This is a genomic window from Streptomyces sp. SAI-127 (assembly GCF_029894425.1).
Lineage (GTDB): Bacteria > Actinomycetota > Actinomycetes > Streptomycetales > Streptomycetaceae > Streptomyces.
Genome location: NZ_JARXYJ010000001.1, coordinates 4,484,923 through 4,503,569 on the forward strand (window position 1 = coordinate 4,484,923; position 18,647 = coordinate 4,503,569).

Sequence of the window (18,647 nt, forward strand, 5' to 3'; positions counted from 1 at the left end):
GGAGACGGAGGGGCCGCCCGGGACCGAGAACCAAAGAACCATGAGGGAGCGTCTTCAAGGAAAGCGCCGGGGGGCGAGTAAATCATGACAAGTCAGGGCGTCGTACCGTCTCAAAAGCACGTCCATCATGCGAATGGCCGAGGGAAGGCGACCCCTGCGGTCGTAGGGTTGATCCTGGGAAGGCCTGCGGGAAGGCCGCTCCCGAACAGCCGCCTCGAGGGAGGTCCAGTTCAGTGACCAGTCAGGTCAGCAGCCCAGCGGAGCAGGCCGACGAAGCCGTCGTAGGAGAGCAGCGCAAAGAGGCCGGCGCGAAGGACGTCCGCCGCCTCGACCGGGTGATCATTCGTTTCGCGGGAGACTCCGGCGACGGGATGCAGCTCACCGGGGATCGTTTCACCTCGGAAACCGCGTCCTTCGGCAACGACCTGTCCACCCTTCCCAACTTCCCCGCCGAGATCCGGGCCCCTGCCGGAACCCTGCCGGGTGTCTCCTCCTTCCAGCTGCACTTCGCCGACCACGACATCCTCACGCCGGGTGACGCGCCCAACGTGCTGGTGGCCATGAACCCCGCCGCCCTCAAAGCCAACATCGCCGACCTGCCGCGCGGTGCGGAGATCATCGTCAACACGGACGAGTTCACCAAACGGGCGATGCAGAAAGTGGGGTACGCGGCCTCGCCGCTCGTTGATGGATCGCTCGACGGTTACAGCCTTCATCCGGTCCCTCTGACCACGCTGACCGTCGAGGCCCTCAAGGATTTCGACCTCAGTCGCAAAGAGGCCGAGCGCAGCAAGAACATGTTCGCGCTCGGCCTCTTGTCGTGGATGTACCACCGGCCCACCGAGGGCACGGAGAAGTTCCTGCGGACGAAGTTCGCGAGGAAGCCGGAGATCGCCGAGGCGAACCTGGCCGCCTTCCGGGCGGGCTGGAACTTCGGCGAGACCACCGAGGACTTCGCCGTCTCCTACGAGATCGCCCCGGCGACGAAGGCCTTCCCGGTCGGCACCTACCGCAACATCTCCGGGAACCTCGCGCTGTCCTACGGACTGGTCGCCGCGTCTCGCCAGGCGGACCTGCCGTTGTTCCTGGGCTCGTACCCGATCACGCCGGCCTCGGACATCCTGCACGAACTGAGCAAGCACAAGAACTTCGGAGTACGGACCTTCCAGGCCGAGGACGAGATCGCGGGCATCGGCGCGGCGCTGGGCGCGGCCTTCGGCGGCTCACTGGCGGTGACGACGACCTCGGGCCCTGGCGTGGCCCTGAAGTCGGAGACCATCGGTCTCGCGGTCTCCCTGGAGCTGCCGCTCCTCGTGATCGACATCCAGAGAGGCGGCCCGTCCACCGGGCTGCCGACCAAGACCGAGCAGGCGGACCTGCTGCAGGCGATGTTCGGGCGCAACGGCGAGGCGCCGGTGCCGATCGTCGCCCCCTGCACCCCGGCCGACTGCTTCGACGCGGCGCTGGAGGCGGCCCGGATCGCGCTGACCTACCGCACGCCGGTGATGCTGCTCTCGGACGGCTACCTGGCCAACGGCTCCGAGCCCTGGCGCATCCCCGAGCTGGACGAACTCCCTGACCTGAGCGTGCAGTTCGCGCAGGGCCCGAACCACACCCTGGACGACGGCACCGAGGTCTTCTGGCCCTACAAGCGCGATCCGCAGACCCTCGCCCGCCCCTGGGCGGTGCCCGGCACACCCGGTCTCGAACACCGCATCGGCGGGATCGAGAAGGAGGACGGGTCGGGCAACATCTCCTACGCCCCGGCCAACCACGACTTCATGGTCCGCACCCGCCAGGCCAAGATCGACGGGATCAACGTACCGGATCTGGAAGTGGACGATCCGCACGAGGCGCACACGCTGGTGCTGGGCTGGGGATCGACGTACGGACCGATCACCGCCGCCGTCCGCCGGCTGCGCACGGCCGGTGAGTCGATCGCTCAGGCCCATCTGCGCCACCTCAACCCCTTCCCGCGCAACCTGGGCGCGGTGCTCAGCCGTTACGACAAGGTCGTCATCCCGGAGATGAACCTCGGACAGCTCGCCACGCTCATCCGGGCGAAGTACCTGGTCGACGCGCACAGCTACAACCAGGTCAACGGCATGCCGTTCAAGGCCGAACAGCTCGCCACGGCTCTCAAGGAGGCCATCGATGGCTGAGACGTCCACGGAAGGCACGGGCACGATCGAGGCACTCACGCTCGTCCCCAAGGCCGAGGCCCGCCAGAGCATGAAGGACTTCAAGAGCGACCAGGAAGTCCGCTGGTGCCCCGGCTGCGGTGACTACGCGATCCTCGCCGCCGTCCAGGGCTTCATGCCGGAGCTCGGGCTGGCCAAGGAGAACATCGTCTTCGTCTCCGGCATCGGCTGCTCGTCGCGGTTCCCGTACTACATGAACACCTACGGCATGCACTCGATCCACGGACGGGCGCCGGCGATCGCGACGGGCCTGGCGTCGTCTCGCCGCGACCTGTCGGTGTGGGTGGTCACGGGTGACGGAGACGCGCTGTCCATCGGCGGCAACCACCTCATCCACGCCCTGCGCCGGAACGTGAACCTGAAGATCCTGCTCTTCAACAACCGGATCTACGGCCTGACGAAGGGCCAGTACTCCCCCACCTCCGAGGTCGGCAAGATCACGAAGTCGACACCGATGGGCTCGCTGGACGCCCCCTTCAACCCGGTGTCCCTCGCCATCGGGGCCGAGGCGTCCTTCGTGGCGCGGACGGTGGACTCGGACCGCAAGCACCTGACGCAGGTGCTGCGGGAGGCGGCCGCCCATCCGGGGACCGCGCTGATCGAGATCTACCAGAACTGCAACATCTTCAACGACGGCGCCTTCGAGGCCCTCAAGGACAAGCAGCAGGCCGAGGAGGCGGTGATCCGCCTGGAACACGGGAAGCCGATCCGCTTCGGGACGGACCTGTCGAAGGGGGTCGTCCGGGACCCGGCGACGGGCGATCTGAAGGTGGTGCCGGTGACGCCGTCGAACGAGGCGCAGATCCTCGTCCACGACGCGCATGCATCGTCCCCCACGACGGCTTTCGCCCTGTCCCGCCTGGCCGACCCGGACACCCTCCACCACACCCCGATCGGGGTCCTCCGGTCGGTGGACCGGCCGGTGTACGACACCCAGATGGCGGACCAGCTGGACACCGCGATCGAGCAGAACGGCAAGGGGGATCTGGGGGCGCTGTTGGCCGGCGGGGACACCTGGACGGTCGTGGGCTGACGGTCAGTCCCGGCGTGCGGAGGTCCGGGTGCCGTACGGCTGCCCGGCCCTCCGGGCCACACGTCGGTCGGCGTCATGCCCCATCAGCCTCCGGGCCCACCACCCACCACTCCTCAATGTCCTCGAGTCGCTCATCCATGATGGCGTCGACCGCCCTGCCGACCCGGGCCTCGAAGGAATCCGAGGGGAGGTTCCCGCGTGCCGCAGCCGACCGCTCCCAGTACTCCGCGAAGGCGTCGTTGCCGTGTAACACCTTCAGATATCCGAGGAGTTCACTTCGATCGATGTGTCCGACCCGGTGAGCCATCAGGATGAGCGAGTACTGTGCATTGGCGTTGAGCATCTGCCGGCGCTTCTCGTCGGACAAGCCGGTGATGCTGCTCAAAGCGAGCGTTGGGTCGTCGATCGCCCGGTCCAGACGCTCCACGAAGACACTTTGCAGCTTGATCAGGTTTGCCCGATGCAGTTCGGTGGCGATCCGGTCGTAGCCGTCTGCCATCCGGCCGAGCTGCTGGGCAACCTGCCGAAGCAGCTCTGCCAGCCACTCACCCTGGTTCGGTACCGTCATGCTCCACCCCCGGGGGTCCGCCGAACGTCGACACGTAGGTTTCCAGCGTGCAAGCCACACCGCGCTCGGAAAAGGAGGAGTTCAGGCACATTGACGTGAGAGGCTCGCGCGATGCGCGCTTCCGTCGCTATCACCCGTCGGGGATGTCCCGTTTGGCGCGGAGGAGTGTGTCGCGGGTAATGACGACGATGCGTTCGTAGTCCGCGCGGGCGGTGTCGACCGGGAGCTGCGCCTCGAGCTCGGCGGTGCGGTCAGTTCCGATGACCGCGAAGCTGCCGTCACTCAACTCGAAGAGGTCAGGACACGTCTCGCCCGTCCCGCACCCGCGTTGGTGGGGCGAGTCCCCGAGACGGCGGGCTATGTGAGGGGGCATGAGCTCCTTGAACACGAATTCTCCCTAGTTGCGAAGCGTGGGCACAGAAGCTAGCAGGAATCGCTCTTCCGTCTCGATGAAACCCCTAAATGGTGGCGTTGATGTCCCTGCCGAGCTGCGCCCGACCGTTGCCAGTACTTCTTGAAAACAGCATCGGCACGCAATACGTTCAAATGCTGAACCAGTTCACTCCGGTCGATCATATCGACGCCGCGGGCGATAAAGATGAGCTAGTACCGCGGATTAGAATTCGGGAAAAGCCGGAGCCTCTGTTCGGGTAGATCTGACCAGACCTCAGCCCCTACGTGATGATCGGCGACCGCCACAGGCCTCTGAGCAGGCCAGACGGTCCATTCTTCCTACACCTTTGCAGGGCATCACGATGCGGAAAAGGGATGCTTGGATGGATGGGGCAACCAGCACGCATGCCCCACCCTTTTCACATGCATGTCGACGGGGGATGATGTCAAGCGTCGGGAATATCTCGTTTGGCACGGACAAGTGTCTGGCGATCGATGACGACGATTCGCTCATAGTCGGCGCGCGCTGCATCCGGGGGAAGGAGGGGGTCGAGATCCACGGTGGCCTCAGTACCGATAACGGCGAAACGGCCGTCACTGAGTTCGAAGATGTCCGGACAGGTCTCCATCGATCCACTGCCCCGCACCTTGGGTGGATCTCCGAGACGACGAGCGATGTTCAACGACACGCGGGGACTCCCTCTTTCACCCCTCCTCACCCTGGGCCGCTACGGACGTTGACGCAGCGGCACATCCTGGTCCGCTGAGCAACAAAGCAGGCAGCACACAGCGGAGAAGGACCACTGAATCTGACGAAGCGTCGGCACGCGCAGGAGGGCCTTCCGCGTCGGCGGTGGCTCACGCCCCTAGACGTTCGACCCGTGACACCCTGCCACACGTCGACGAAATTTCGTAACTACCTGTAACCATGTCGGCATGTCAACCCTCGATGGCCAAGTCGGCAGGTCGACAGTTTCCCGACGCGCCGTTCAGGGCCCCAGCCCTGACCCCTGCGGCCCTGGCCCCACCACCCACCACCGCTCAGGATCGTCGCCCAGTTCTTCGATCATCACGTCCACCACCGCTCCGACCCTCGCCTCCGTCGAGTCCGTAGGCAGCGACCTGCGATGCTCATCTGTGCGGTCCCAGTACTCTGCGAACAGTTCGTTGCGGCAGAGCACTCGCAGATGCCCGACGAGTTCGTCCCAGTTGTACACACCGACCCGGTGAGCCATGAGCAGATTCCCGTACTGCCGATTGGCGAAGATCATCTGACGGCGCTTCACCTCGGAGAGACCGGTCAGCGTGCTCGCCGCGTCGGCCAGAGCGGGATCGTCGATCGCCCGGCTCCATCTGATCCAGCGTCAGCCGATACTGCTGGATCAGATTCGCCCGATGGATCTCCTCCGTCATCAGCGTGAGTTGGCCGAGTAACTCCAGCAAGATGTCCTCCTGACGTCGGCGGCGTGAGCCCCGAGTGAAGAAGGCTCGCATCAGGCCGCGCCCCGAGGCGACAGCAGAACCGATCCTGCTGTGATGGACGGCCGGAGTCTGTGTGGCCATGTCAAGGCATCCCCCTGGATCCGGTGACCGTGCGCCGAGAAGTGGCGTGGCGGGTCGGTACACGGTGGGCGTGGGCACTCCGCATCCAGCGTGCCCGCCGACTCAAGTCGGCGCGGGAGGCGGAGAGGGGGCGCATGGGTGGACGGGCCTCGCATGTCGACCGACGCCCTGATACATGTGTGCCCCCTGGCGCCGTGTACATGCCTTCAGCCGGTCCGAGTCCGGCGTATCACCCCTGCTCAGAGCCCCTCTTCCGCGCGTCGTACACCTCCCGCGCCTCCTGCACCGCAGCCATCCTCCTCGCGGTCCACTCCGCCAGCCCGCGCACCTGTTCCGCCGCCTCGCGGCCGAGGTCGGTCAGCGAGTAGTCGACCCTCGGGGGGATCACCGGCTTGGCGTCCCGGTGGACCAGGCCGTCCCGCTCCAGGGTCTGGAGGGTCTGGGTCAGCATCTTCTCGCTGACGTCGCGGCCGAAGCCGCCGATCGCCCGGCGGAGTTCGCTGAAGCGGTGCGGGCGGTCGAGGAGCTGGATCAGGACCAGGACGCCCCATCGGCTCGTCACGTGTTCCAGGACGAGGCGGTGGGGGCACATCGCCTCGCCCGACATCTCCAGGGTCTTCATCTGAGCACTTACTGCCATGCCAGTACCTTACTTCAAAGTGGGTACTTTCGCAGAGTTAGCGCTTCACCTATGGTTAGTGGCACCGCACCCCACAAGGAGATCGCACATCATGAGCATCGTCGTCACCGGAGCCACCGGACACCTCGGCCGCCACGTCGTCGAGCAGCTGCTCGAGAAGGTCCCGGCCGAGCAGATCACCGCCGTCGTCCGCACCCCGGAGAAGGCCGCCGGCCTCGCCGCCAAGGGCGTGAAGATAGCGGTCGCCGACTACAACAGCCCCGAGACCTTCGACAAGGTCTTCGCGGCCGGCGACAAGGTGCTGCTGATCTCCGGCAACGAGTTCGACAAGGGACGCCCCGCCCAGCACCAGGTCGTCATCGACGCCGCCAAGGCCGCGGACGTGGCCCTCCTCGCGTACACCAGCGCCCCGGGCAGCCTCACGGCCGCGCTCGCGGACGACCACCGGGCCACCGAGGAGGCCCTCCTCGCCTCCGGCGTGACCTACTCGCTGCTGCGCAACGGCTGGTACAACGAGAACTACACCGAGAACCTCGCCCCCGTCCTGGAGCACGGTGCCGTGGTACAGGCCGCCGGCGACGGTCGCGTCTCCTCCGCCTCGCGCGCCGACTACGCGGCCGCCGCCGTGGCCGTGCTGACCGGCGAGGGACACGAGAACACGACGTACGAGCTGGGCGGCGACGAGCCCTGGGGCTTCGCGGAGTACGCGGCCGAGCTCAGCAAGCAGACCGGCAAGGAGATCGCCTACAACGCCGTCTCCGTCGAGGCCTACACCGGGATCCTGACGGGCGTAGGACTGCCGGCCCCGCTCGCCGCGACCCTCGCGGGTGTCGACGCCTCCATCGAGAAGGGTGAGCTGGTCGTCTCCTCCGGTGACCTGTCCCGGCTGACCGGCCGTCCGGCCACCCCGATCGCCGAGTCGATCGCGGTCGCGCTCAAGGGCTGACACTCCCCAGCGGGCCCCTGGGGCCGGCACCCCCGGCTGTCATGACCGTATAGCGATACGGGCATGACAGCCGGGGGTACTCGGCGTTACCTTCTTGCAGGCGAGGGCGGTGCGAGGAGGAGAGTCCGTGAAGTCGAGGGGCGAGCGGCACATAGGTCTGCTGAACGGCTTCGCCGCGTATGGCATGTGGGGTCTCGTCCCGCTCTTCTGGCCGCTGCTCAAGCCCGCCGGGGCCGCGGAGATCCTCGCCCACCGGATGGTGTGGTCGCTCGTCTTCGTCGCCGTCGCGCTCATCGTCGTACGGCGCTGGGCGTGGGCCGGTGAGCTGCTGCGGCAGCCGCGTCGGCTGGCGCTGGTCGCCGTGGCCGCCACCGTCATCACCGTCAACTGGGGCGTCTACATCTGGTCCGTGAACAGCGGACATGTCGTCGAGGCATCCCTCGGGTACTTCATCAACCCGCTCGTCACCATCGCCATGGGCGTGCTGCTGCTCAAGGAGCGGCTGCGGCCCGTGCAGTGGACGGCGGTCGGGGTGGGCGCCGCCGCCGTGCTCGTCCTCACCGTCGGATACGGCCGGCCCCCGTGGATCTCCCTCACCCTCGCCTTCTCCTTCGCCACCTACGGACTGGTCAAGAAGAAGGTGAACCTCGGCGGCGTGGAGTCGCTGGCCGCCGAGACCGCGATCCAGTTCCTGCCCGCGCTCGGCTATCTGCTGTGGCTGAGTTCGCACGGCAACCTCAGCTTCGCCTCCGAGGGGCCGGGGCACGCGGCGCTGCTCGCCTCGACCGGCATCGTCACCGCGCTCCCCCTGGTCTGCTTCGGCGCGGCGGCGATCCGCGTGCCGCTGTCCACGCTGGGACTGCTCCAGTACCTGGCCCCGGTCTTCCAGTTCCTGCTCGGCATCTTCTACTTCGGCGAGGCCATGCCACCCGAGCGCTGGGCCGGGTTCGCACTGGTCTGGCTGGCGTTGACGCTGCTCACCTGGGACGCCCTGCGCACCGCGCGGACGCTCAGGAGGGAGATCACCAGGCCCAGCACCACCATGACGACGGGCACCGTCAGCGCCGTACGGAAGGCGGAGAGTCTGGCCTCGGGTCCGGAGTCGCCGGCCTCGCCCAGCGCCAGGCCGTAGACCGCCGTCACCGCGGAGATACCGATCGCCGAGCCGAACTGTGTCGCCGTGTGCAGCAGCCCGCCGGCCAGGCCCTGCTCGGACTCGGCCACCCCGTCCGTCGCCGCGATCGTCAGCGGCCCGTACGCCAGCGCGAAGGCGGTGCCCGCGATGATCAGCGTCGGGAACATCGCCAGGTAGGGCCAGTCCATGCCGACCGGCAGGAAGAGGCCGTAGGCGAGCACCGCCAGCAGGAAACCGCCGACGATCACGCGCGTGTTGCCGAAGCGGGCGACGAGCCGCGGCGTGAGGGTGGGCGCGAGGACCGCGTCACAGCCCATGATCACCAGGGCGATCGCGGTCTGCACCGAGGACCAGCCGCGCAGTTCCTGGAGATAGAGCGTCACCACGAACTGGAAGCCGAAGAAGGCGCCGACGAACAGCAGCGCCCCGAGGTCGGCCCGTACGACCGGTCCCGTGCGCAGGATCCCGAGCCGGACCAGGGGGTTCGCGGCCCTGCGTTCCACACCGACGAAGGCGGCCCCGAGCAGCAGCGCCCCGAGCCCGGACGCCGTCGTCGACCACCATGCGTCCAGGCCGTGTTCCAGGCGTACGACGGTGTAGGCGGCCAGCAGCATGGCGCCGGCGGCGGTCAGGGCGCCGAGCAGGTCGAAGCCGTGCCCGGTCGGCGTCGGGACGGGCCGGCGCGGGATCAGGCGGAAGGCCGCGAGGAGCAGGGCAGCGGCCATCAGCACGGGCGCGAAGAACACCCAGCGCCAGCCGAGCGCGGTGAGCAGGCCGCCGATCACCAGGCCGAGGGAGAAACCGCCGGCTCCGGTGCCGGCGAAGACCAGCAGGGCCTTGGTGCGCCGCGGGCCCTCCTCGTAGGAGGTGGTGATCAGGGACAGCGCGGCCGGGGTCATGAAGGCGGAGGAGACGCCGGTGACGAAGCGGGCGACCACCAGCATCCAGCCCTCGGTCGCCAGGCCCCCGAGGCCCGAGAAGGCGAGGAAGACCGTCAGCCAGATCAGGAACATCCGGCGGCGGCCGAGCAGGTCGGCCGCGCGCCCGCCCAGGAGGGTGAAACCGGCGTAGCCGAGCACATAGGCGCTCACCACCCAGGCCGCGGTGTCGGTCGCGAGCCCCAGATCGGACCGGATCGACGGGATCGCGACGGCCATCATCGCGATGTCGGCGCCCTCCAGGAAGATCGTTCCGCACAGGACGAGCAACAGCGCCCAGGCGCGTGCACCCATGACCACGCTCCCTCGGTAGGGGCTTACTCGACTGCAGACGGGCGGCGGAAGCCATTCAGGACACTACGGGACCTGATCCGCGGCTATAAGTGGCTCCATGACGCAGACCACACCCACACCCCTGCACTGGAAACTGGTCGTCGACGCCGGCGCCCCGCACGCACAGGCCGACTTCTGGGCCGCCGCTCTGCACTACGTGGTTGAGGACAACGACGCGCTCATCCAGCGGCTGCTGGAGCTCGGCGCGCTGCCGCGCGAGGCCACCGTCGAGTACCACGCGCGCCTCGCCTTCCGGGACCTGATCGCCGTACGGCATCCCGACGACCCGTACGACAAGGACAGCGGCACGGGCCTCGGCCGGCGGCTGCTGTTCCAGCGGGTGCCTGAGGCGAAGACGGTCAAGAACCGGCTCCATCTCGACGTGCACGCCGCCGACGGACAGCGGGCGGCCGAGGTCGAGCGGCTGACGGGACTCGGGGCGAGCGTGCTGCGGGAGGTGAAGGAGCAGGGCGGCGAATGGGTGGTGATGGCGGATCCCGAGGGGAACGAGTTCTGCGTGCAATGAGCCCTTGAGAGCGATGGGGTCCGTTATGCGAACAGGCGTGACCGGATTCCGCCCTTGACGGTGAGTCAGCCTCAGCTTCACGATCCAGGCACCCATTCGCTGTGGAATCCCTGTGACTTCAGGGATTCCCATGGAATTCGGAGCCCCCCACATGAAGCTCTCGGTTCCCGGACGCGTCACGGCCACCGCCGTCGTCGCCACCGTGTCCCTCCTGGCCGGCGGATCCATAGCCGGCGCGGCCCCCGCGGGACAGCCCGCGGTGGCCGCGGCCCCGGACATCCCGGTGGCCAACGTGAAGGCGCATCTGACGCAGCTGCAGTCCATCGCCACCGCCAACGGCGGCAACCGCGCGCACGGCCGCGCCGGTTACAAGGCCTCGCTCGACTATGTGAAGGCCAAGCTGGACGCCGCCGGATTCACCACGACGGTCCAGCAGTTCACCTCGTCCGGCCGCACCGGATACAACCTGGTCGCCGACTGGCCGGGCGGCGACACCAACCAGGTGGTCATGTCCGGCTCGCACCTCGACAGCGTGACGTCGGGCGCGGGCATCAACGACAACGGGTCCGGTTCGGCGGCCGTTCTGGAGACCGCGCTCGCCGTGTCCCGGGCCGGCTACCAGCCCACCAAGCATCTGAGATTCGCCTGGTGGGGCGCGGAGGAGCTGGGCCTGGTCGGCTCCCGCTACTACGTCAACAGCCTCTCCACCGCCGCCCGTTCACGGATCAGCGGCTACCTCAACTTCGACATGATCGGCTCGCCGAACCCCGGGTACTTCGTCTACGACGACGACCCGGCCATCGAGAAGACCTTCAAGACGTACTACGCCGGCCTCGGCGTGGCGACCGAGATCGAGACCGAGGGCGACGGCCGCTCCGACCACGCGCCCTTCAAGAACGCGGGCGTGCCGGTGGGCGGGCTGTTCAGCGGGGCGGACTACGTCAAGACGGCGGCGCAGGCGGCCAAGTGGGGCGGTACCTCGGGGCTGGCCTTCGACCGCTGCTACCACTCGTCGTGCGACACCACGGCCAACATCAACGACACGGCCCTGGACCGCAACAGTGACGCGGTGGCGTACGCGGTGTGGGAGCTGTCCCGGTAACACGGCTTCCCGGGCTACTGGTCGGCCTTCCGTGCGCGTTCCGCGAGGCGGAGCATGCGGGCGCGGGCCGACTCCAGCTTGTCGGGGTCCTCGGCCGCCGGGCCTTCTCCGGCGGCCAGGTCCGTCCACAGGGTGAGCAGGTCGCGTCCGAGTTCCAGACCCCGCAGCGGATCCCGTACGGCCTTCCACGCGGTGGCCGCGCTGTGCACGTTGCCGTAGGCCGCCTCGGCGTCTCCGGCGCGGTGGTGGATGTCGGCCAGTTCGAGGGAGATCTCCGCGGCCCGGACCGGCTCTCCGCCCAAGTAGGCGATGTACGCGGCGAGTTCACGCACCCGCAGCACGTCGGGATGCTCGGCGCCCAGGGTCTCGGACGCCTCACCGACCACCCGCTCGGCCAACTCGGCGGCAACGTCCGTCCGCCCCTCCCGCACCGCCTCACTGATCCGCCCGACGGGTTCCGCGAGAACGGCGCCGTCCTCCACCACCAGCCCCTCCCCCAGCACGGCCTCGGCCACGGCGTCGAACCCTCGCACGGGGGTCGGCTTGGGACCGGGGTCGTCCAGGAGGGGGACGGGATCGATGAGCGGGGCGGCGGGACGAGAGGCGGGCGACGCCGACGGGAGCGGCTGCGGAACAGCGGCGAAACCGGCCGAGGGCAGGGGCTTGGGCGCGGACACCGGCGCCGAGTCGCTTGTCGGCTGTGGGGTGGGGACGGCGTCCGACGGCGGCGGTACGGGGGTCGGGACTGTGTCCGACGGCGGCGGGTCGGAAGTGGGGACGGCGTCCGACGGCGGGGCCGGTGTCGGGCCGGGGCCGGGCTCCGGCAGGGACCTGGGGGCGTAGGCGAAGTCGGTCGGTGACAGCGGGGCGGGGGTCGGGCTCGTGTCCATGACGGGCGGCGGGCCGAACTCGCCCGTCGGGGGTGCGACCGTCCCGGGGGGCTGAGCCGGAGCCGGGCCGGTGCGCCGAGGGTGCGGCAACTGTCGTAGGACCTGGGTCGGGGACGGTTCGGCGTCCGCCGGCTGCGGCTCGGGCAGGTTCCGCAGCCGGAACGTGGGAGCCGGATCCCGCGCGGGCTCGTCGAGTGACCCCGGGAGCTGAGGGGACTCCTCGTGCGGGCCGGCGCCCGCGGACGGCCAGGGCTTCTCCGCGGGCTCCTCGCTCCCGGCGAGCGGCGGACCCTCCGGGGCAGCCATCAGTACCGGCTCCGCGGTGAAGCGGCTGGAGCCGTCCGTCGTGACCTCCAGCGGGACCACGTACCCGATGCGGGCGTCGTGGACCGTGGCGTGGACGGGCCGGCCACTGGAGAGGGCGAGATGGTGGAGGTGGGTCAGGACGGTCTGGTGGAGTTCCTCGCCGGGCGGGGCGGTGACCGCTGTTCCGGCCACCGTCGCGGACTCACCCGTCAGGGGGACGCGGACGTCGATCGGGGTCGCACCCCGCTGCTGGTCGCGCTTCTTTTCGCGGCTGAGTCGAGACATCTCATCCCTCACGGTCGTGCACGTACTGTCGAGTCTCTCCGCTCGCCCCCGGTTCTCACGTCACCGTGATGTCACAGGCCTGTCCCAGCAGGTGGAGGGCGAGTGGGATGACAGGGTCGGGGCGCGGGCAGGCGGACCGACGTGCGGCGAGAGGCGGAGAGTGTGCAGCAGGGGCCGGAGATCTGGATCCGGGGGCCGGTGGCCCCGCCCGGGAGGCGGTTCGCGTGGGTCGGCACCCATGGCGGCGCGGGCGTCTCCACCCTGGCGGCCGTCTACGGCGGCCACGACAGCGGACGCGACTGGCCGGGCCCCGGTGCTCCGACCTCCGTCCTGCTCGTCGCCCGCACGCACGCCGCGGGTCTGCTCGCCGCCCGCCGCGGCCTGGAGCTCTTCCGGCGCGGTGAGCACCCGCCCGGGCTCGACCTCGACGCCGTCGTCCTCGTCGCGGACGCACCGGGCCGACTCCCGCGCCCGCTCGCCCGGCAGCTCAAGGAGATCGAGTCCACGGTGGACGTGTACCGCGTGCCCTGGGTCCCCGCGTGGCGCCTCGGTGACGTGAGCGGAACCCCGCCTCGCGGAACCGAGGCGCTGATCCGGCTCACCCGGGCCGCCTCCCCGTGACGGCCGACGACTCCGACCTGGCCTTCCTCTCCGCCCGGGACATCGCTTCAGCGGTACGTGCCCGCTCGCTGCGGGCCGTCGACGTCGTCGCCCTGGCCCTGGAGCGGATCCGGCGGGTGGATCCGCAGCTGTGCGCGTTCGCCGAGGTGTGGGAGGAGGAGGGGCTACGGCGGGCACGCGAGGTCGACCTCCGTGTCGACGCGGGTGAGCGGCCGCCGCTCGCCGGGGTGCCGCTCGGGGTGAAGGGTCGGCACGGGCTGCGCGGCGCGGCACCGCTCCTCGCGGCCGGATGCGTCCCGGTCGGCGCGACCTCCGTGCCCGGTCCCGGAACTCCCTGGCAGACCTGGGGACTCGGCGCCCACGGCCGTACCGTGAACCCCTGGCGCGCCGACCGTACCCCGGGCGGCTCCTCGGCGGGCTCCGCGGCCGCGGTGGCCGCGGGACTCGTCCCGATGGCGACGGGGAGCGACGGGGCGGGGTCGGTACGGATCCCGGCGGCGTGGTGCGGGGTGATCGGCCTGAAGACCACGAACTCCGGCCGCTTGGCTACCGATACCGATGCCGATACCGAGTCGGACGCCGATAACGACCGCACGATCACCCGCTCAGGCTCCCTCGGCGCCAACTCCGGCCGGCCCAACCTCACCACCCCCGGCATCCTCGCCCGCCACGCCGCCGACGCCGCCGCCTACTGGCACGCGATCTCTGCCGACGGGGAGGGGGACGGGGACGGGGACCTGTATGGCCACGGGGCCATTTACGGGGACGGGGGCCTCACCGAACCCCCCGCCGCCCTTCCCTTCACCGCCGTCTGGTCCCCCGATCTCGGCTTCGCCGACCCCGACCCCGACATCGTCCGGATCACCCGCGCGGCGGCCGGGCGGCTGGCCGACGCCGGTGTCGTACGGCTGGCTCCGCCCCGCACCCCCCTCCGCCTGCACGACCCCGCCCCCGCCTGGCTCGCCCTGCGCACCCCCGGTTCCGACCTGCGGGACGCCGACCGGATCCGGGCCGCCAACGACCATCGCCTCCACGAGCTCTTCGACCACACCGACCTGCTGCTGACGCCCACGACCCCCCATCCGCCGCACGGTCACGAAGGCCCTGGTGAGCGCTACTCCACCGCCCTCACCTGGGCGTTCAACCTCAGCGGGCACCCGGCACTCAGCCTCCCGGCCGGCCTCGGCCCCGACGGCTGCCCGGTCGGACTGCAGCTCGTGGCCCGGCACGGCGGCGAAGCGCTGCTGCTGGAGGTGGCGCGGGCGGCACCGGCGTACATCTGAGGCTCACCCCTGGACAGGTAATTGCGCACGCATATAATGCATGTGCGAGTATTTGACGTACGCCGATCACCGCCATCTCCGCCGATCATCCGAGGGATCTCCATGACACGCCGTTTCCTGTTCGTGCTCGGCAGCAGCCGCAGCGACGGCAACACCGAGCTGCTGGCCCGCCGGGCCGCCGAGCAACTGCCCCCTGATGTCGAGCAGCAGTGGATCGACCTCACGGAGCGCCCGTTGCCCGACTTCGAGGACCTCCGCCACGACACCGACCACGTGCGTCCGACGATCGGCAACACGGCGCTGCTGTTCGATGCGACGCTCGCGGCGACGGACATCGTGATCGCTTCTCCGCTGTACTGGTACTCGGTCTCCGCCCACGTCAAGCGCTACCTGGACCACTGGGCCGGCTGGCTGCGCACTCCGGGCGTCGAGTTCAAGGCGACCATGGCGGGGCGCACGCTGTGGGGGGTCACCGCGCTGGCCCACGAGGAGGCCGAGGTCGCCGACCCGCTGGTCGGCACCCTCAACAACTCGGCCGCGTACATGGGCATGCGCTTCGGCGGGGTGCTGCTCGGCAACGGCAGCAAGCCCGGTGACGTGCTGAGGGACACCGAGGCCCTCGCCCGCGCGAAGACGTTCTTCGAGCAGGAGGCCCCGCTCGCGCGGTTCCCCTATGAACAGCTCACGCCGTGATGTCCTTCGCCATGAACCTCGCCCACGCCGCCGAGCCGAACACCGCCGCGTACAGGGCCTGCAGGCCGAGGTTCTTCACCAGGTCGTCCCAGTAGACCGGTTCGCGCATCAGGTCGGCGAAGGACAGCCAGTAGTGGGAGAAGAAGTACGGCTGAAGAGCGTGCAGCTGGGGGATCTGGTCGAGGATCTGGACCGTGATCAGCAGGCCGACCGTCGTGGCCATCGCCGCGATGCCGCTGTTGGTGAGCGTGGAGACGAACAGTCCCAGTGCCGCCACCCCGGTCAGTGACGCGGCCACCACCAGGGCGATCAGCAGGGCTCTTCCCAGGCCCTCCGCGAAGGTGATCCGGGTGCCGGAGATCGTCGTCAGGTCGCCGAGCGGGAAGAGGATCGCCCCTACCGCCAGCGCCGAGAGGGCGACCACGAGGGTGGCGACCAGGCAGAAGGCCATCACCGTCGTGTACTTGGTGAGGAGCAGACGGGTGCGGCCCGCCGGGGCGACCAGGAGATAGCGCAGGGTGCCGGCGTTGGCCTCGCCCGCGATCGCGTCGCCCGCGATGACGCCGATGGACATCGGGAGGAAGAAGGGGAGGGTCGCGGCGAGGGCGGTGAAGACCAGGAAGAGGCCGTTGTTCGTGATCTGCGAGATGAAGGCGGGGCCGCCACCACCACCGCCGGCCGAGCCGCCGTCGCCGGTCTCGATCTTCACCGCGATGCCTACGAGGATCGGGACGGCTGCGAGTACGGCCAGCAGGGCGAGGGTTCGCCAGCGGCGGAAGGTGGTGAGCAGTTCGTTGCGGAAGAGGGTGGCCCGGAAGGTCGTACGGCGGCTGCGGGCCGGTTGTGGATGAAAAGCCCCTGCTTCAGCCTGCGACATCGAAGCCCTCCCCCGTCAGTGCCACGAAGGCGTCCTCCAGGGAGGCTCGCTCGACACCGAAGCCCCGTACCCGTACTCCCGCTGTCACCAACGCGGCGTTGATCGCGGCCGGTTCGCCTTCCGGAGGGTCGGACGTCACCCGGTCCTCGTCGATGACCACGTCACCGACCCCCTGTTCCTTGAGAACCCGCGCCGCGTCCGCCGTGTCCGGTGTCGTGACCACCAGCCTGCCCCTCGCCCCCGCCGCCAGGTCGCTCACCGAACCCTGGGTGATCAGGCGGCCCTGGGCCATCACGGCTGCGTGGGTGCAGACCTGTTCGATCTCGTCGAGGAGGTGGGAGGAGAGGAAGACGGTGGTGCCGTCCGAGGCCAGCTCCCTCACCAGGGAACGGATCTCGCGCATGCCCTGCGGGTCCAGGCCGTTGGTCGGTTCGTCCAGCACCAGGAGTCTGCGGGGCTGGAGCAGGGCCGCCGCCAGGCCGAGGCGCTGTTTCATGCCCAGCGAGTACGCCTTCGCCTTCTTGCCGGCGGCGGCCGCCAGGCCCACCCGGTCCAGGGCCGCTGCCACGCGGGCGCCCCGGGTGCGGGGGTCGGCGGTCGGGTCCGCGGCGTCGTAGCGGATGAGGTTGTCGCGGCCGGAGAGGAAGCCGTAGAGGGCCGGGCCCTCGATGAGCGCGCCGACGTGCGGGAGTACGGTCCGGGAGGCGCGCGGCATGGGGTGGCCCAGGACACGCGCCGAGCCGGAGGTCGGTGCGATGAGGCCCATCAGCATGCGGATGGTGGTGGTCTTGCCGGAGCCGTTAGGGCCGAGGAAGCCGAAGACGCTGCCCGCCGGGACGGTCAGGTCGAGACCGTCCACGGCGAGCTGTCCGCCGCGGTAGCGCTTGGTGAGGGCGTGGGTGTGGATGACGCCGTCACCCGCGCCCTCGCCCGCCCCCTCCGGATCCGGCTCCGTGGCGGACGGCTGGTCCATCGGCTCCCTCGATTCGTCGTGCCGAGTCCTACTTCGCCGCGTCGGCCGCCTTCACCAGCGCGTCCTTGGTGACCGCGCCGACGTAGACCTTGCCGTCGTCCGTGATCAGGGCGTTGATCAGGCGGGTCTTGAAGACGGTGCCCTCGCCGAACTTGCCGGAGACCTTGTCGCCGAGCGAGTCCAGGAAGCCGCCGACGTCACCGCCGACCTCGGAGCCGGACGGGACGCCCTGGCCGCCGGTGTCGAAGGTGGCGATGGAGTCCCAGCCGTCCCCGATGACGTTCAGACCCTCGGGGCCCTCCTTGCCGAGCTCGGGGGCCGAACCCTTGCCGAAGTCCCCGGGGCGCTCGGAACGCTCGGAGTGCTCGGGCGCCTTCGCGGCGTCCCCCTCCTCGACCTTCGCGCCCTTCGGCGGAGTGAAGTCGAAGGTCGAGGCGGCCGGCTTGGCGAAGCTGACCTGGGTGAAGCCCGCGTCCACGACGGCGGAACCGCCGCTCGCCGGCGTCAGCGTGAACTTCAGCGGCAGCCCGGTCTTCGAGTCCACGGCCACGGTGATCTGGCCGACCGTCGACCCTTCGTCCTTGGGCTTGATGACGAGCCGGTAGGCGTCCCGCCCCGCGACCTGCGCGGTGCCCTCCACCGTCACCGACGTGGTCTTGTCGGCGGCCTTGAGAGCCTCCTCGGCGAGGTCCTTGGGCGTGGCCGGGAGCTCTTCCTTCTGCTTCCCGTCGCGCTCGAGAGGCCGTGGTGTGGAAGACCGAGTTGGACTTGCTGTCGTAGCCCCAGACGTCCTTGCCGTTGTGGATGAGGCTGTACTCGGCCGCGTTCTCCAGCAGCGAGACCTTCTGCTTGTTCTCGCCGTCGGCCGCGACACGCAGCGTGTGCGTGCCGGAGGCCAGCTCGGTCAGCTTGGTGGAGGGGTCGGCGGAGGAGCCGTCGCCCGAGCCGGAGGGCCCGGCGGCGGAGCCGAGCGAGCTCTCCAGGCCGCCGAGGTCCGGCAGCCCCAGATCCGTGGTGATCTTCACCGTGCCGGACAGCTGCTGTACGTCCGATGCGGCGATCTTCTCGATGAGTTCCTGTGCGCTGATCTTCGGCAGGTCGGGATCGCCGGAGTCGGCGAGCGCCGGGACGAGCCCGATCGTCGCCGCCGCGATGCCCACCACCGTGGCCGGCACGACGTATCGCGCGGCCTTGCGGCGGCGCGCGGAGCGCAGCTCTTCGGCGTCCGCGGCGGTCGCGTTGTCGTCGGATTCGTACGGTGCCATGTGTGCCTTACCTCCGTCGTCGGCGGCGGCTGTCAACTCCCGTGCGTCCACCCTGTAGCCGCCATTCTCACCCGAA

Annotated in this window: 17 protein-coding genes and 2 pseudogenes; 9 read left to right on the forward strand and 10 right to left on the reverse strand. The window is 69.6% G+C overall.

Going from position 1 to position 18,647, the window contains the following annotated elements; genetic code table 11:
• Positions 1 to 233 precede the first annotated feature (233 nt).
• Both M2157_RS20360 and M2157_RS20365 read left to right on the forward strand, forming a co-directional pair.
• Positions 234 to 2,162 (forward strand): 2-oxoacid:acceptor oxidoreductase subunit alpha, encoded by a 1,929-nt coding sequence (locus M2157_RS20360; RefSeq protein WP_280865887.1) that lies wholly within the window; start codon positions 234 to 236, stop codon positions 2,160 to 2,162.
• Positions 2,155 to 3,234, forward strand: coding sequence for a 2-oxoacid:ferredoxin oxidoreductase subunit beta (locus M2157_RS20365; protein ID WP_280863139.1), 1,080 nt, complete (start codon positions 2,155 to 2,157; stop codon positions 3,232 to 3,234). The genes M2157_RS20360 and M2157_RS20365 overlap by 8 nt, the downstream gene beginning before the upstream one ends.
• A gap of 73 nt (positions 3,235 to 3,307) precedes the next feature.
• Here the strand turns inward: M2157_RS20365 and M2157_RS20370 are convergent, their stop codons facing one another.
• The 5 genes from M2157_RS20370 to M2157_RS20390 form a co-directional block, all read right to left on the reverse strand.
• Positions 3,308 to 3,802 (reverse strand): DUF6082 family protein, encoded by a 495-nt coding sequence (locus M2157_RS20370; RefSeq protein ID WP_280865888.1) that lies wholly within the window; start codon positions 3,800 to 3,802, stop codon positions 3,308 to 3,310.
• 130 nt (positions 3,803 to 3,932) lie between these two features.
• Complete coding sequence (locus M2157_RS20375) at positions 3,933 to 4,175, reverse strand: hypothetical protein (RefSeq protein WP_280863141.1); 243 nt, start codon at positions 4,173 to 4,175, stop codon at positions 3,933 to 3,935.
• A 466-nt stretch (positions 4,176 to 4,641) separates the two neighbouring features.
• Positions 4,642 to 4,878, reverse strand: a complete 237-nt coding sequence (locus M2157_RS20380; protein WP_280863834.1) for a hypothetical protein — start codon at positions 4,876 to 4,878, stop codon at positions 4,642 to 4,644.
• Between the two features lie 306 nt (positions 4,879 to 5,184).
• Positions 5,185 to 5,481, reverse strand: a complete 297-nt coding sequence (locus tag M2157_RS20385; protein WP_348541798.1) for a DUF6082 family protein — start codon at positions 5,479 to 5,481, stop codon at positions 5,185 to 5,187.
• A 506-nt stretch (positions 5,482 to 5,987) separates the two neighbouring features.
• Positions 5,988 to 6,398, reverse strand: a complete 411-nt coding sequence (locus M2157_RS20390) for a helix-turn-helix domain-containing protein (protein ID WP_280863142.1) — start codon at positions 6,396 to 6,398, stop codon at positions 5,988 to 5,990.
• Positions 6,399 to 6,489: 91 nt separating this feature from the next.
• On the opposite strand from M2157_RS20390, the gene M2157_RS20395 reads away from it, so the two are divergent.
• On the forward strand, positions 6,490 to 7,344 hold the full coding sequence (locus M2157_RS20395) for an SDR family oxidoreductase (RefSeq protein WP_280863143.1): 855 nt from the start codon (positions 6,490 to 6,492) through the stop codon (positions 7,342 to 7,344).
• A gap of 184 nt (positions 7,345 to 7,528) precedes the next feature.
• Positions 7,529 to 8,194: pseudogene (rarD, locus tag M2157_RS20400) on the forward strand (EamA family transporter RarD); the annotation flags it as partial.
• Positions 8,195 to 8,250: 56 nt separating this feature from the next.
• Here rarD and M2157_RS20405 read toward each other — a convergent pair.
• Positions 8,251 to 9,711 carry an MFS transporter gene (locus M2157_RS20405; protein WP_280865889.1) on the reverse strand — a complete coding sequence of 487 codons (1,461 nt, stop codon included), beginning with the start codon at positions 9,709 to 9,711 and terminating at the stop codon, positions 8,251 to 8,253.
• Positions 9,712 to 9,808: 97 nt separating this feature from the next.
• On the opposite strand from M2157_RS20405, the gene M2157_RS20410 reads away from it, so the two are divergent.
• Both M2157_RS20410 and M2157_RS20415 read left to right on the forward strand, forming a co-directional pair.
• The gene (locus M2157_RS20410; protein WP_280863145.1) at positions 9,809 to 10,276 is read left to right on the forward strand and encodes a VOC family protein; all 468 of its coding nucleotides are present in this window, start codon (positions 9,809 to 9,811) and stop codon (positions 10,274 to 10,276) included.
• A 151-nt stretch (positions 10,277 to 10,427) separates the two neighbouring features.
• Positions 10,428 to 11,378, forward strand: a complete 951-nt coding sequence (locus tag M2157_RS20415) for a M28 family metallopeptidase (protein WP_280863146.1) — start codon at positions 10,428 to 10,430, stop codon at positions 11,376 to 11,378.
• Positions 11,379 to 11,392: 14 nt separating this feature from the next.
• On the opposite strand, the gene M2157_RS20420 is transcribed toward M2157_RS20415, so the two are convergent.
• The gene (locus tag M2157_RS20420) at positions 11,393 to 12,859 is read right to left on the reverse strand and encodes a hypothetical protein (protein ID WP_280865890.1); all 1,467 of its coding nucleotides are present in this window, start codon (positions 12,857 to 12,859) and stop codon (positions 11,393 to 11,395) included.
• 162 nt (positions 12,860 to 13,021) lie between these two features.
• Between M2157_RS20420 and M2157_RS20425 the strand changes: the two genes are divergently transcribed.
• The 3 genes from M2157_RS20425 (at position 13,022) to M2157_RS20435 (ending at position 15,456) form a co-directional block, all read left to right on the forward strand.
• Positions 13,022 to 13,480 (forward strand): DUF6668 family protein, encoded by a 459-nt coding sequence (locus tag M2157_RS20425; protein WP_280865891.1) that lies wholly within the window; start codon positions 13,022 to 13,024, stop codon positions 13,478 to 13,480.
• The gene (locus tag M2157_RS20430) at positions 13,477 to 14,763 is read left to right on the forward strand and encodes an amidase (protein ID WP_280865892.1); all 1,287 of its coding nucleotides are present in this window, start codon (positions 13,477 to 13,479) and stop codon (positions 14,761 to 14,763) included. The genes M2157_RS20425 and M2157_RS20430 overlap by 4 nt, the downstream gene beginning before the upstream one ends.
• 102 nt (positions 14,764 to 14,865) lie before the next feature.
• Positions 14,866 to 15,456, forward strand: coding sequence for an NAD(P)H-dependent oxidoreductase (locus tag M2157_RS20435; protein ID WP_280863149.1), 591 nt, complete (start codon positions 14,866 to 14,868; stop codon positions 15,454 to 15,456).
• On the opposite strand, the gene M2157_RS20440 is transcribed toward M2157_RS20435, so the two are convergent.
• The 3 genes and pseudogenes from M2157_RS20440 to M2157_RS20450 form a co-directional block, all read right to left on the reverse strand.
• Positions 15,446 to 16,333: an ABC transporter permease gene (locus tag M2157_RS20440; RefSeq protein ID WP_280863150.1), complete on the reverse strand. Its 888-nt coding sequence runs from the start codon at positions 16,331 to 16,333 to the stop codon at positions 15,446 to 15,448. The genes M2157_RS20435 and M2157_RS20440 overlap by 11 nt on opposite strands.
• A complete protein-coding gene (locus tag M2157_RS20445) occupies positions 16,320 to 17,306 on the reverse strand; it encodes an ABC transporter ATP-binding protein (protein ID WP_280865893.1) in 987 nt (328 codons plus the stop codon). The genes M2157_RS20440 and M2157_RS20445 overlap by 14 nt, the downstream gene beginning before the upstream one ends.
• A gap of 28 nt (positions 17,307 to 17,334) precedes the next feature.
• A pseudogene (locus tag M2157_RS20450) lies at positions 17,335 to 18,571 on the reverse strand (sigma-E factor regulatory protein RseB domain-containing protein).
• Positions 18,572 to 18,647: the final 76 nt, after the last annotated feature.